At 60.2% G+C, this 13,927-nt stretch carries 14 protein-coding genes; 13 read left to right on the plus strand and 1 reads right to left on the minus strand.

The features are described from left to right. Positions 1-76: 76 nt before the first annotated feature. Positions 77-670, plus strand: a complete 594-nt coding sequence (coaE, locus tag DEALK_RS05230; RefSeq protein WP_058439240.1) for a dephospho-CoA kinase — start codon at positions 77-79, stop codon at positions 668-670. On the opposite strand, the gene DEALK_RS05235 is transcribed toward coaE, so the two are convergent. After that, positions 660-1,550, minus strand: a complete 891-nt coding sequence (locus DEALK_RS05235; RefSeq protein ID WP_058439241.1) for a complex I NDUFA9 subunit family protein — start codon at positions 1,548-1,550, stop codon at positions 660-662. The genes coaE and DEALK_RS05235 overlap by 11 nt on opposite strands. Positions 1,551-1,695: 145 nt before the next feature. On the opposite strand from DEALK_RS05235, the gene amrS reads away from it, so the two are divergent. From amrS to DEALK_RS05290, 12 genes are all read left to right on the plus strand, one after another. Beyond that, a complete protein-coding gene (amrS, locus tag DEALK_RS05240) occupies positions 1,696-2,712 on the plus strand; it encodes an AmmeMemoRadiSam system radical SAM enzyme (protein ID WP_058439242.1) in 1,017 nt (338 codons plus the stop codon). 59 nt (positions 2,713-2,771) lie between these two features. Continuing rightward, the gene (gene amrB, locus DEALK_RS05245; RefSeq protein WP_240608226.1) at positions 2,772-4,094 is read left to right on the plus strand and encodes an AmmeMemoRadiSam system protein B; all 1,323 of its coding nucleotides are present in this window, start codon (positions 2,772-2,774) and stop codon (positions 4,092-4,094) included. A 2-nt stretch (positions 4,095-4,096) separates the two neighbouring features. Next, entirely contained in the window at positions 4,097-4,648 is a 552-nt protein-coding gene (locus tag DEALK_RS05250) for a hypothetical protein (RefSeq protein ID WP_058439243.1), read from the plus strand. Further along, positions 4,617-5,963: a replication-associated recombination protein A gene (locus DEALK_RS05255; RefSeq protein ID WP_058439244.1), complete on the plus strand. Its 1,347-nt coding sequence runs from the start codon at positions 4,617-4,619 to the stop codon at positions 5,961-5,963. Before DEALK_RS05250 ends, DEALK_RS05255 begins: the two co-directional genes overlap by 32 nt. A 326-nt stretch (positions 5,964-6,289) precedes the next feature. Continuing rightward, positions 6,290-6,472, plus strand: a complete 183-nt coding sequence (locus DEALK_RS05260; RefSeq protein WP_058439245.1) for a hypothetical protein — start codon at positions 6,290-6,292, stop codon at positions 6,470-6,472. Positions 6,473-6,622: 150 nt separating this feature from the next. Further along, positions 6,623-8,170, plus strand: coding sequence for an acyl-CoA carboxylase subunit beta (locus tag DEALK_RS05265; RefSeq protein ID WP_058439246.1), 1,548 nt, complete (start codon positions 6,623-6,625; stop codon positions 8,168-8,170). A gap of 45 nt (positions 8,171-8,215) precedes the next feature. Continuing rightward, positions 8,216-8,506, plus strand: coding sequence for a GIY-YIG nuclease family protein (locus tag DEALK_RS05270; RefSeq protein ID WP_058439247.1), 291 nt, complete (start codon positions 8,216-8,218; stop codon positions 8,504-8,506). A gap of 91 nt (positions 8,507-8,597) precedes the next feature. Continuing rightward, positions 8,598-8,774 carry a hypothetical protein gene (locus DEALK_RS10140; RefSeq protein ID WP_186007579.1) on the plus strand — a complete coding sequence of 59 codons (177 nt, stop codon included), beginning with the start codon at positions 8,598-8,600 and terminating at the stop codon, positions 8,772-8,774. Positions 8,775-8,786: 12 nt separating this feature from the next. Further along, entirely contained in the window at positions 8,787-10,790 is a 2,004-nt protein-coding gene (locus tag DEALK_RS05275; RefSeq protein WP_058439248.1) for a pyruvate carboxylase subunit B, read from the plus strand. A 116-nt stretch (positions 10,791-10,906) separates the two neighbouring features. Further along, the gene (locus DEALK_RS05280; protein ID WP_058439249.1) at positions 10,907-12,157 is read left to right on the plus strand and encodes a 3-isopropylmalate dehydratase large subunit; all 1,251 of its coding nucleotides are present in this window, start codon (positions 10,907-10,909) and stop codon (positions 12,155-12,157) included. A gap of 60 nt (positions 12,158-12,217) precedes the next feature. Beyond that, positions 12,218-12,727, plus strand: a complete 510-nt coding sequence (locus DEALK_RS05285) for a 3-isopropylmalate dehydratase small subunit (RefSeq protein ID WP_058439250.1) — start codon at positions 12,218-12,220, stop codon at positions 12,725-12,727. Positions 12,728-12,789: 62 nt separating this feature from the next. Next, positions 12,790-13,863: an isocitrate/isopropylmalate dehydrogenase family protein gene (locus tag DEALK_RS05290; protein ID WP_058439251.1), complete on the plus strand. Its 1,074-nt coding sequence runs from the start codon at positions 12,790-12,792 to the stop codon at positions 13,861-13,863. The last annotated feature ends 64 nt before the right edge of the window (positions 13,864-13,927 follow it).

The following is a 13,927-nucleotide window of genomic DNA, read 5'->3' on the forward strand; positions in this document are numbered from 1 at the left end:
AGGATAGCCTTAACATAGGTGGGTGTCAATCGCGTCTTGACTTTGAACTGCGCCGCCCCTAGACTTGAGCCTTGCTATGATAGTCATTGGCTTGACCGGAGGTATCGGCAGCGGCAAGACCACTGTCGGCGCCATGCTCAAGGAACTCGGCGCCGCTTTTATAGACGCAGATAAAGTCGGCCATCGGCTGCTGCGGGAAGACCACGACCTCAAATGGGCCATCGTCGCCGCTTTCGGCGAGGGGATCCTGGACGCCGATGACGCTATTGACCGCCGGAAACTGGCCCGGATCGTTTTCTGTGACACCGCGGCGCTTGAGACCCTCAACGCCATCACCCACCCGGCCATCAGCCAGGCTGTTTCCGAAGAAGTTGCGGAGTTCCGGTCGCAGGGCTATAAAGTCGCCGTTGTCGAGGCTGCCCTGCTCATCGAAGCCGGCTGGATGCGGCAGACTGACGTAATCTGGCTGACGGCGGCGCCGCCGGAGGTAGTCCTGGACCGGCTGGTCAATAAAATGGGTTACACTGAAGCCGAAGCCCGGGCCCGCATCGCCTGCCAGACCTCTAATGAGGTGCGCCGGCGCTACGCCTCGGCGGTCATCGACACCGATCTCCCGATGGCCGATCTCAGGCACCGGGTCGAGGAGCTCTGGCGGGCGCTTAAGTCTTGATTTTAAGGTAGCCCAGGCCGTCCCGGATGGGCATCGGCTTAAAGCCGAATTCCTTCTCCACCGCTTCCGGATCGGTGATGTTGGGGATTTCCATTGATTTAAATTCAACCATGGTGATCGGCGGATTGCTGAGCAGCGCCTCCATGACCGCCACCCCCGGTTTCATCAGCCATCTCGGCACGTGAAGGCGGAAACGTTTTTCTCCCAGCGCGGCAAGGATATACCCAATCAGTTCATCGTAGGTCATGATTTCCGGGCCGCCGATTGCTACGCTCTGGCCTATTTTTTGGCCTTCCAGCAGCTTCAACACGCAGTTTGCCACATCTCCCACCCAAATCGGCTGCAGCATGGTCTTGCCGTCGCCGGCCACGGGCACGATGAACGGCGCCATGTGTATTGACCGGAGCAGCGAGGCGATAAATCCGGCGCCTTCGCCGAACATAACCGAAGGCATCAGGATCGACCAGTCCAGCCCGCTGGCTTTAACCGCTTCCATGCCCAGCCATTTGGAGTTCAAGTACTTGTAGGCCGGATCAGGGGTGGCGCCCAGGGCGCCCATGTGGATGAAGCGTCTCACCCCGGCCTTTTTGGCCGCTTCGACGACGTTTTGCGTCCCCTCAACATTTACTTTCCGGAAGTTGAACGGGCCTTTTTCCCTGATGACCGCCACCAGGTGGATGACGGTCTCAACACCTTCCATGGCATCGGGCAGGGAAGCCGGGTCGGTGACGTTGCCGATGGCCAGCTCAGCCCCGGGGGCTTTGATCCGCCCGCCCTCGGCGGCGTTGGTTACCAGGCAGCGCAGCCGGTGCCCCTCTCTCTGCAGCCTTGGTATCAGATGGCTGGCCACGAAACCGCTGGCGCCTGTAACAAGAATCATCTCTCAACCTCTTTCGGTAGAATTCGGCATCCAAAGTATAGCGCGCCCGGCGACCCGCCGTAAGGTGTTTTACCGGAATATTTTGGCGCAAACGCCGGCAACCGTTTCATGAGCCAGGTGCTATAATTTACCCAGGAGAATCTTGATGCGCCCTGCGCTTTTGTGGGAAAAGCTGGCGGGAAACCGGGTGAAATGCCGCACCTGCCAGTGGTACTGTGAGATCAACGCCGGCAAAGCGGGCGTCTGCCGCAAGTATTTAAACCAGAGCGGCGAATTATTCAACCTGAACTACGCCAAGATTTCATCCGCGGCTGTCGATCCTATCGAAAAAAAGCCGCTTTACCACTTCCATCCCGGGACTAAGGTCTTCTCGCTAGGTTCATGGGGCTGCAACTTCCACTGCCGAGGCTGCCAGAACTGGGAGATCGCCTGCCCGGAGGACGGCGCCTGCCTGGAGCGTTCCCGCGAAATGCCGCCGGCTGAAGCCGTCGCCGCGGCGCGGAACTCCGGCTGCGGGGGCATCGCCTGGACTTATAACGAGCCGTCGGTGTGGCTGGAATACACCTTTGAATCCGCCAGACTGGCTAAGGCCAAAGGCCTGTACACTGTATATGTCACCAACGGCTATGCCTCGGAGGAACACCTTGATGCCGTCGGTCCCTACCTGGACGCCTGGCGGGTGGACGTCAAAGGCTTCCGCGACGACACTTATCAAAAGATCGGGCGCATCCCCCATTTCGAGGGCATTCTTTCGATCGCTGAACGGGCCAGGCACAAGTGGGGCATGCATGTTGAGGTAGTGACCAACGTCATCCCCGGCATCAATGACGATGACGCTCAGATCTCCGGCATCGCCGGCTGGATCGCCGCCAGCCTGGGCAAAGACACGCCGTGGCACATTACCCGTTTTCACCCCCGCCGGCAAATGCTGGACTGCCCGGCCACGCCGCTGGAGACGCTGGAACGCGCCTACGGGCACGGCAAGGCCGCCGGCCTTAACTTCGTCTACCTGGGCAACGTGCCCGGCAACTGTCATGCCAATACCGTCTGCCCCGTTTGCGGCCAAACGGCTGTCGAACGCTCCGGTTTTTACGCCCGGCTGGTTGGGCTCGAAGGGGACAGGTGCAAATATTGCGGCACAGCCCTAAACATCCGGGTTTAGATAAGCCATGATAAAAGGTAGAATAACCGAACACTAACCTGAGAGTGAGGAGGGGGACTATGGCAATGATCAGGCAGCCCATCGCCTCCGGCCGTTTTTATCCCGGCGCCGCCGGCAGCCTCCGGTCGCTTATCGAGACATTCGTTGAGGAGGTCGAGGATAAAATCGACGCCATCGGCATCGTCTCGCCCCACGCCGGCTATATTTATTCCGGGGCGGTCGCCGCCTCGGTTATCGCCCGCATCGAGCCGGCCGACACCTATATCATTCTCGGTCCCAACCACACCGGCATGGGTAAGCCGTTCTCGATTATGACCGTGGGCTCCTGGCAGACGCCCCTTGGCGAGGTGCCAATTGATTCAGCCCTGGCGCAGAACATCCTGGCCACCTCCAAGTACCTTCAGGAGGACCGCACCGCTCACCAGGGGGAGCACTCCATCGAGGTGCAGCTGCCGCTGCTGCAGTACTTCAAGCCGGATCTTAAGATTGTGCCTATCATCCTGGCTGTGGCAACTCTCGATATCTACCGGGAGATCGGCGCCAGCATCGCCCAGGCCATAAAGGAGGCGCCGGGCAAAAAGGTCGTCATCGTCGCCTCGTCCGACATGTCGCACTATGAGCCTCAGGAATCGGCCTCGGCCAAGGACCGCCGCGCCATCGAGGAAATCCTCAATATGGACGAAGCGGCCTTGTTGGACCGGGTGATCAGGGAGCGCATCTCGATGTGCGGCTACGCCCCGGTGGTGGCCATGCTGGCCGCCGCCAGGGCGCTGGGAGCCAGGAGCGCCGAACTGGTCCGCTACCAGACCTCCGGCGATGCCTCTGGCGACTATTCCTCTGTGGTCGGTTACGCCGGGGTCATCGTCCGCCGTACGGAAATGTCGCCGCTGGTGAAGCTGGCTAGAGACACCGTCGAGGCGTATGTCAAAGAGCGCAGGATTATTAAGCCGCCGGAGGGCCTGGTGCCGGAGATGCGTGAGCGAGCCGGCGTGTTCGTGTCCATCAAAAAAGACGGCCAGCTCCGCGGCTGCATCGGCACCTTCGAGCCGTCGCGGCCGAATGTGGCCGAGGAAATCATCGTCAACGCAATTTCCGCCGCCACCCGCGACCCTCGCTTCCTGCCCATCACGCCGCAGGAACTTGAGCGCCTATCTTACAGCGTTGACGTGCTGACGGCGCCTGAGCCTGCGGTGTTCGCCGAACTCGATCCTAAAAAATACGGCGTCATCGTCGAACGCGGCTGGCGCCGCGGCCTGCTGCTGCCTGACCTGGAGGGGGTGAATACACCCCAGGAGCAGATAGATATTTGCTGCCAGAAGGCCGGCATTTCCCCTGGCGAGCCGCTTAAGTTGTCCAAGTTCCAGGTGAAGAGGTACCGCTAGAGGTGCCCGTCGTACCCCCGCGGGGTGAAGAGCTTTACCGGGAAGAAATTTCGATCACGCCCATGAAGTTCCTGGCGGCGTTTGAGGTGCTTCTCGGCATCCTCTTTTTAGGCATGGCGCTGGTACAGGTTTTTTCGGGTCCCGTTGTGTCCAATCCCCCTCCGGCGTTTGTCTGGTTTTTAATGGCTGCGGTTTTCCTGGGGACGGCATGGTTCATTACAAGTTTCATTACCTACAGTCTCACCGTAGAACCGGGCGCCGTCAATCTGGCCTTCGGCCGCTTCAAGACCGCCGTCCGCTATGAGGATATCGAATCTTCCGAACAGGACAAGCGGTCAGGGTTGGCCTACGGCGGCTGGGGTTACCGCGTCAATCTGACTAAAGAAGGCTGGGTCAAAGCCTATACCCTGGTCGGCAAGCATAGGATAGACCTCAAGTTGAAAACCGGCCGCTACCGGCATATAGTCTTTTCCACCGACCAGCCGGAAACGGTTATGGAGATTCTCCGCGGGAGGCTGAAAAATGCCCCGGGACATGTTCGAAGCCCATTTTGAGAAACTGCGCGATCAGTCGGCGCCTTTAGCCGCCCGGATGCGCCCCAGAACCCTGGACGAGTACGTCGGCCAGGAGCACCTGGTGGCCGAAGGCCGGGCTCTGCGGCGGGCTATCGACGCCGGGGAGTTACCCAGCATCATCTTATGGGGGCCGCCGGGCTCCGGCAAGACGACGCTGGCCAATCTGATGGCTAAAGCCACCAACGCCCATTTCGCCCAGGTGAGCGCCGTATCCGCCGGCGTTGCCGACCTTAGAAAGATCATCGACGAGGCCAAGCAGCGGCGGTTGGCACAGAACCAGAAGACCATACTCTTCATCGACGAGATCCATCGCTTCAACAAGGGCCAGCAGGACACAATCCTGCCCTACGTCGAGGACGGCACGGTGACCCTTATCGGCGCGACGACGGAGAACCCGTCGTTCGAGGTCATCTCGCCGCTCCTGTCGCGGGCGAGGACCTATGTATTAAAAGGCCTGACCGAGGACCAGATGCGGGTCATCCTCGACCGGGCGATTGCCGACGCCGAGCGCGGCATCGGGTCATCGAACGTCGTCCTGTCTGACGAGGCCGCCGCCCAGGTCATCAATCTTGCCAGCGGCGACGCCAGAATCGCGTTGAATATCCTGGAGTTGGCCGCCCGCACCACGCCGCCCGACGCCGAGGGCCGGCGGCAGCTTACCAACGAGGCCATCGATGACGCCGCCCAGGCTAAAACACTGCTCTACGACCGGGCGGGAGAGCAGCACTACGACATCATCTCGGCTTTACATAAATCTCTCCGCGGCTCCGATCCGGACGCCTCGCTCTACTGGCTGGGACGGATGCTGGAGGCCGGGGAGGACCCGCTGTACGTCGTCCGCCGCCTGATCCGCTTCGCCTCGGAAGACATCGGCATGGCTGACCCTCAGGCGCTGGTGCTCGCCATGGCGGCGCAGCAGGCGGTCCATTTCGTCGGCATGCCGGAGTGCAATGTGGCGCTGGCGCAGCTGGTGGTTTACCTGGCCGCGGCGCCCAAGAGCAACTCGCTCTATATGGCCTACAAACGGGTGCAGGAGACCATCGCTAAGAACCCCATCGAACCGGTGCCCCTCCACCTCCGCAACGCCCCGACAGGCCTGATGAAAGACCTCGGTTACGGCAAGGGCTACAAATACGCCCACGATTTCCCCGGCGGCTTCGTGAAACAGCAGAACCTGCCTGACTCGCTCAAGAACAAGCGCTTTTACTTCCCGTCGGAAATCGGGCAGGAGAAGATTATTAATACCCGGCTCAAGAATTGGTTCCCGGAACGGGAAGACAAGAAGCCCGAATAATATTTGTCGTTACGGGACTTGCCGGCGACAGGTCATGGCAATCGCCCGGGTTGGTCCTCCGAAGGCGCTTCTCCCTTTCGTAAAGGAGAATGATAACGGGTTTTGCGGTGGCGCGCCGGGCATGTCTTTTGGTCGTCGCCCCGATCAGGCATCTTGTAAAACCACGTAGTAAAATCGCCCGTCACTAAGTACAAATACCTATTGACATTGTTCCCGCCGGTACTATATAATGCGGTCACTTCCCCACACCGGTACTAGTCCTTAAGTACACTGGTATCGTACCATCGGTCTGGGGCATGTCCAAATAGATCGGGAGGAACAGGCAGATGACGAAATCAAGTTTCCAGGTCGCCACTCAGCACTGCGGTCTATGTCACTACTCGGGCTTTTCCAACCGCTGCACCTTCTTTGACGACGGCTACTGCCCCTACATCCAGTCCGTCAAAGAGATCAAGAAGAGCAGCCGCGCCGCCGATGAGACCGAAGCCCGCATCTCGGTCGCCGTCTAGAACTGTTCCGGCGCCTTTAATCGAATATCGCCGTAGCCCTTCGCAAGGAGGGCTACGCTTGTTCTGGCCCGTTGTCGCGGGCTTTTTTATTGCCTGTCTGATACCCCTGTGCTAAGATAGCGGCATCCTGTTTAGGTGAATGATTGTTCAATGAAAGAAAAACTGACCGAACTTGAAGCCAAAAAGCAGCAGATCGCCTGCGGCGGCGGCGAGGCGCGGATCAAGGCGCAGCACGCCCGCGGCAAGCTGACCGCCCGGGAGCGCATCGAAAAACTGCTCGACCCCGGCTCTTTCACCGAGTTATCCGCCTTTTGCTCGCACCGGTCCGCCGATTTCGGCCTGGCCGATGCCATCCACCCCGGCGACGCCGTGGTGACAGGTTGCGGGACTATTGACGGGCGAAAGGTTTTTATCTACTCCCAGGATTTCACGGTTCTCGGCGGTTCCATCTCTGAGGTGGTCGGCCAGAAGGTGCGCCAGATCGTGGATATGGCCATTGACCAGGGCGCGCCGCTGCTGGCTATCAATGACTCCGGCGGCGCCCGCATCCAGGAGGGCGTGGCTTCCCTGTGCGGCGTCGGCGATATTCTGCTCCTGAATGCCCTGGCTTCGGGTTCCATCCCGCAGATCTCGATCGTCGTCGGCCCATCGGCCGGCGGCGCGGTTTACGGCCCGGCCTTGACCGATTTCGTCTTCATGGTCAAGGGCCTGGGACAGATGTACATCACCGGCCCGGACGTGGTCAAGGCGGTCACCGGCGAAGAAGTGACCCACGAGGCCTTAGGCGGTGCCGACGTTCATGCCAAAAAGAGCGGCGTGTCCCATTTCACCTTCAACTCCGAGGTGGACTGCTTCGCCGCGGTGCGGCGGCTGCTGTCCTTCATCCCGTCGAGCTTCAAGGAAAGCCCGCCGAAACTGGCGGTAAAGAAGACCCACGCTCCACAGACTGACGAGTCTCTTAACTCCATCGTCCCTGACGACCCCAAGCGGCCTTACGACATGAAGAAGATCATTACCGCCGTCATTGATGGCGGCGACTTTATGGAGGTCCACGCCGGTTTCGCCCCCAACATGATCGTCGGCTTCGGCCGGCTGGACGGCCAGAGCGTCGGTATCGTCGCCCAGCAGCCGAACTACCTGGCCGGTGTCATAGACATCAACGCCTCGGTCAAGGCGGCGCGCTTCGTCCGTTTCTGCGATGCCTTCAACATCCCGCTGGTCAGTTTCGTGGACGTGCCCGGCTTCATGCCCGGCGTCGACCAGGAGCACGGCGGCATCATCCGCCACGGAGCCAAGCTCATCTTCGCCTACGCCGAGGCGACGGTGCCCAAGATTACCGTCATCACCAGGAAAGCCTACGGCGGCGCCTACATCGTCATGAGCTCGCGCCATCTCCGTGGCGACATCAACCTGGCCTGGCCCTGCGCCGAGATCGCCGTCATGGGGGCGGAGGGCGCGGTGGCCGTCATCCACCGTAAAAAGATCGCCGAAGCCGCCGAACCCGATGCGGAACGCCAGCGCTGCGTCTCGGAATACCGGGAGAAATTCGACAATCCGTACCAGGCCGCGGCCTTGGGCTACATCGATGATGTCATCGTCCCCGCCGAAACCCGCCCCCGCCTGATCCAGGCCCTGAAGGTCCTGGCCGGCAAGCAGGGTAAGAACCCGGCCAAGAAGCACGGGAATATCCCTTTATAACCAAAACCATTGTCATTCCCCGCTATAGCGGGGAATCTATAAGCCATGCATGAGTATTATGTCTATATAATGGCAAGCAAACGCCATGGTACTTTATACATCGGAATGACGAATGATCTGGTCCGCCGGGTTTGCCAACACCGGAACGATCTGATTGAGGGATTCACTAAAAGATACGGCGTTCATTTACTGGTGCATTATGAGCAGACCACCGATGTCGCCGCGGCTATATGGCGGGAAAAACGCCTAAAGAAATGGAATCGCGCCTGGAAAATCGAACTTATCGAGACTCAGAACCCCGAATGGCATGACCTGTACCCGGAACTAGTTTCGTGAATGGATTCTCCGCTTTGGCGGAGAATGACAAATACAATACTCCGCCTTTCCCACCGCCGCCCTTTTCCGCTAGAATAGCATGGGTTTTTGTTTGGCATCGCCGATGATGATGAATTACCCTGAAATCGCTATAATAAGCGCTGCCGTTCTGGCTTATCTTGAGTCGGAGGGCATTAGCGCGCCGCCGCCTGACATGACGCGGCTCAAGACGCTCATCGCCGCTGCCGTGGCCGCCTACCTGCAAACTGAATCGACAGCCTCGGTATAGAAGGGGGAGAACATGCCGGCTCAGCCACTCAAGATTACCGACCTGACGCTCCGCGACGGCCACCAGTCGCTCTTCGCCACCCGGATGCGCACCGACGACATCCTGGGCATCATCGGCGACATGGACCAGGCCGGCTTCCATTCCATGGAGGTCTGGGGCGGCGCCACCTTTGATGTACCCATCCGCTTTCTCAACGAGGACCCCTGGGACCGGCTGCGCGAGATGAAAAAACGCGCCACCAGGACGCCGCTGCAGATGCTGCTCCGCGGTCAGAACCTGGTGGGTTACCGCAACTACGCCGATGACGTGGTCACCGCCTTCGTGGAGCACGCCGCGGACTGCGGCGTGGATATCTTCCGCGTTTTCGACGCCGTCAACGACGAACGCAATTTCGAAACAGCCCTTGCGGCCATCAAGTCCAGGGGCAAGCACGCCCAGCTGGCCATTTCCTACTCGCTGACCGAACGGACGATGGGCGGCCCGGTCTACAACCTCGATTATTATATTGAAAAAGCCAAAAAGTTCGAGGCTATGGGTGCCGATTCCTTCTGCATCAAGGATATGGCCGGCATCATCGCCCCGAACGACGCTTACACCCTGGTCAAGGCGCTCAAAAAAGCGTTGAAGATACCGGTTCAGTTCCACACCCACTACACCTCCGGCATGGCCTCGATGAGCATGTACAAGGCCGTTGAGGCAGGCGCCGACATCGTCGACACCTGCCTGGCGCCCTGGGCCCTGCGGACTTCGCACCCGGCGGTCGAACCTTTTGTTGCCGCTTTTTCCGGCCAGCCGCGGGACACCGGCCTCAACCTGCACCAGCTTCTCAAGCTGGGTGACTATTTCGAGTCCATCACCCCCAAATACCGCGATTTCCAGGACACCACCAGGATGTCGGCTATAGATACGGCGGTGCTGGAGCACCAGGTGCCGGGCGGCATGATCTCCAATCTTGTCTCGCAGCTGCGCGAGGCCGGCGCCCTCAACCGCATCGACGAGGTTTATGAAGAGATTCCCCGCGTTCGCAGGGAGATGGGTTTCCCGCCGCTGGTCACGCCGACCAGCCAGATCGTCGGCATTCAGGCAGTGCAGAACGTCCTCTTCGGTCGGTACAAGGTCATCTCCGCCCAGGTCAAAGACTACTTCTATGGCCTCTACGGCCGCCCGCCGATGCCGGTCGACCCGGAAATCCAGAGGTTGGCCCTCAAAGGCTACGAGCGCGGCGAGTCGCCCATCACCGTCCGCCCCGCCGACGTCCTGAAACCGGAGCTTGAGGCGGCCAAAGAAGCTACCAAGGGCATCGCCAGGGACATCGGCGACGTTTTGACCTATGCCCTGTACCCGCAGGTCGGCCTGCGCTTCCTGAAATGGAAGTATGGCCTTGAAACCCCGCCGGCCGACGTCAAAGCTAAAACCCTCGACGACGTCAAGCGCGAGGACGAGCTTATCGCCAAAGCCAGGGCCGGAAAGCTGGCCGAAAAGACCGCCGAGAAGCCCGCCGCCCCGGCGCCCTCTCCGGTGTCTGTCCCCGCCAGCGGCCTGCGGCACTTCAACGTCCATCTGGACGGCAAGGTGTACTGCGTCGGCGTAGAACCGACGGCCACCGCCGCGCCGGCAGTCTACGCCGCTCCTCCGGCCCAGCGTTCGGCCGCAGCCCCGCCCCCGGCGACGGCTGTTCGTCATGAGCCTGTCGAAGGACCGAAAGCGGTTGAACCGCCCAAACCGGTCGTGACGCCGAAACCAGTCGAGTCCCCGGTGGCCGAAGCCGAGGCAAAACCCGCTGCCGCCCCGGAGCCCTGCGGCGAAGACGTGCTGGCTCCTATGCCCGGTGTCGTCCTGCGCTATGAAGTCAAGGTCGGCGACAAGGTCAAGTCCGGCGATACCGTGGTTGTCCTGGAGGCGATGAAAATGGCCATCGACCTGCCGTCGCCGGCTGACGGCACGGTGGCGGCGGTCAAATTCGGCGTCGGCGACCGCGTTTCTCGTGACGACGTCCTGGCTATCATCGTCCCTTGACCTCCTCGCCCGCGCGGACTCGCGGGAGAGGATAAGAGGTGAGGGCGATGTTTCTGGATTATGATTTGGAATTTGTTTTCGGATTTCGCACTTCGATATTCGGATTTTGAGGTTGTATGGCTAAAACTTTAACTGAAAAAATCCTCTCGATGAAAACCGGTCTTGAAGTTAAGCCCGGAGACATCGTCGTCTCGCCGGTTGATTGGGCTTTAGTTCAGGACACCACCGGGCCTTTGACAGTCCGCGAGTTCTTAAGCCTCGGCCTGCCGAAACTGGCCAACCCGACGCACACCATCCTCTTTATTGATCACGCCGCGCCGTCGCCGCAAAAACAGCTTTCGTGCGACCACACCTTCCTGCGCAAGTTCGCCAAAGATTACGGCGCGGTGCTGTCCGATGTCGGCGAAGGCGTTTGCCATCAGATCATGGCTGAAAAGTACGCCCGCCCCGGCGATGTCATCGTCGGCGCCGATTCGCACACCGTTACCGCCGGCGGCCTCGGCGCCTTCGCCACCGGCATGGGCTCGTCGGACGTAGCCGCGGCCTTCGGCCTGGGCAAGACCTGGTTCCGGGTGCCGGAGACCTACTTCATCCGTCTGACCGGGAAATTGCAGCGCCATGTCACCGCCAAGGATGTTATCCTGCATCTTATAGGCATGATCGGCGCTGACGGGGCGACCTACAAATCGCTGGAGTTCGGCGGCCCGGGGGCCGCTGCCATGCCGGTGACCGACCGGCTCACCATCGCCAATATGGCCGTTGAGGCTGGCGCCAAGGTCGGCCTGTTCCCGTCAGACGACGCGACCCTGGAATATCTCACCCAGCAGGGCCGGTCTCAAGACCACATCCGCCTCTTTGCGGATGAGGACGCGGTCTACGAGCGCGTTATCGACATCGATCTTGCGGCTCTCGAGCCAACCGTCGCCCGGCCGCACACCGTTGACAACACCGCCGCTGTCGGCGAACTGAAGGGTATAAAAGTTGATCAGGTCTTTATCGGCACCTGCACCAACGGCCGCCTCGAAGACCTGAAACTGGCCGCCGATATCCTGCGCGGCAAGCGACGCAACCCGGCCACCCGCCTTTTAGTGGCTCCCGCCTCCCCCCGGGTAATGCTGGCTGGGATGAGGATGGGCTACATCCAGGACCTGGTTCAGGCCGGGGCAACGATTCTGCCTCCGGGTTGCGCCGGCTGTCTGGGCGTTCATCAGGGCGTATTGGGCGACGGCGAGACCTGCCTGTCTACCGCCAACCGCAATTTCCTGGGCCGCATGGGCAATCCTGAAGGACTGATATATCTTGCCAGCACGCCGACAGCCGCCGCCTCGGCCGTCACCGGCGTCATCACCGACCCGCGGGAGGTCTAGCCCATTTTCCTCTCCCTTTGTGGGAGAGGAACTTAAGGAGAGGGGTATTTAAACACCATTATGGATAATTCCCGAGTATTAAAAGGCACAGCCTTCAAGTTCGGCGACAACATCTCCACCGACCTGATCGCCCCCGGCCGCCTCGTCCATCTCCGCAGCAACCTGCCGGAGCTGGCCAAGCATGTCCTCGAGGATGCCGACCCGACCTTCGCTTCGAGGGTCAAGAGGGGTGATTTCGTCGTCGGCGGCAGCAATTTCGGCCTCGGCTCGTCGCGGGAGCACGCGCCGGTTATCATCAAGATGGCCGGAGTCTCTGCCGTCCTGGCCAAGTCCGTCGCCCGCATCTTTTTCCGGAACGCCATCAATGTCGGCTTGCCGGTGTTGGTCTGCGACACCGACCGCATCGCTGACGGCGACACACTCGAGGTTGACCTGGCGGCGGGCGTCATCCGCGACCTGACCAACGGCGAGACTTTAACTTTCGGCAAGATACCGGACGCTATGCTGGCCATCCTGAACGAAGGCGGATTGATGCCCTACATCAAGAAACACGGCGATTTCAAGCTGTAGCCATCAAATTATTTTGAGCACAGCCAGTAAACCCTATCCGTGATTGTCATTAAAGGAGCGCCATGATTCACAACGTAACCCTCATCCCCGGCGACGGCATCGGCCCGGAAATCTCGGACGCCACCCGCCGCGTCCTTGAAGCCACCGGGGTCAAATTCAACTGGGAAGTGGTGCATGCCGGCGTTGATGTCATCGCCCAGTACGGCACGCCGCTGCCGGACAACGTTTTAGACTCCATCAGGAAGAATAAAGTAGCCATCAAAGGCCCCATCACCACCCCCGTCGGCTCCGGCTTTCGCAGCGTCAACGTCGCTATTCGTAAGGCCCTCGATCTCTACACCTGCCTTCGTCCGTGCAAAACCTATAAAGGCGTTCCCTCGCGATACGAAGATGTCGACCTCGTGATCGTCCGAGAAAATATGGAAGACCTCTACGCCGGCATCGAGTTCGAGCGCGGCACTGAATGGGCCGAGAAGCTCAAGCGGATGCTCAAAGACAAGGGAGAGAAGCAGATCCGCGAGGACGCCGGCTTCTCCATCAAGATGATCTCAGAAACCGGCACCCGCCGCATCGTGAAGTACGCCTTCGAATACGCCCGCCGCTACGGCCGTAAAAAAGTCACCGCGGTACATAAAGCCAACATCCTGAAATTCTCCGACGGCCTGTTCCTGGCGGTAGCCCGGGACGTGGCTGCCGCCTACGCGGACATCGAGTTCGAGGACCGCATCGTAGACAATATGACCATGCAGCTGGTCCGGAATCCGCAGCAATTTGACGTCATCGTCTGTCCTAACCTCTATGGGGACATCCTGTCTGATTTATGCGCCGGGCTGATTGGCGGCCTGGGCGTCGCTCCCGGCGGCAACATCGGCGATGACTTCGCCGTCTTCGAGCCAACCCACGGTTCGGCCCCCAAGTACAAGGGCTTGAACAAGGTCAATCCCATGGCCATGATGCTCTCCGGCGTGCTGATGCTGCGGCACCTCAACGAGACTTCCGCGGCTGACCGGCTGGAAACAGCCATCGCCGCCGTAATCGCCGAAGGCAAATCCGTCACTTACGACCTGGCTGCCCCGGGCGCAACCCCGGTCGGGACGTCGCAGGTGGCCGACGCCATCATCGAAAAACTGCGCTAGTAATCTTCCCCTTTGAAAAAGGGGGACTAAAGGGGATTTAATCCCCGGTTGGAGTAGGAATCTA

The organism is Dehalogenimonas alkenigignens (genome assembly GCF_001466665.1).
In the GTDB taxonomy this organism is placed as follows: Bacteria; Chloroflexota; Dehalococcoidia; order Dehalococcoidales; family Dehalococcoidaceae; genus Dehalogenimonas; species Dehalogenimonas alkenigignens.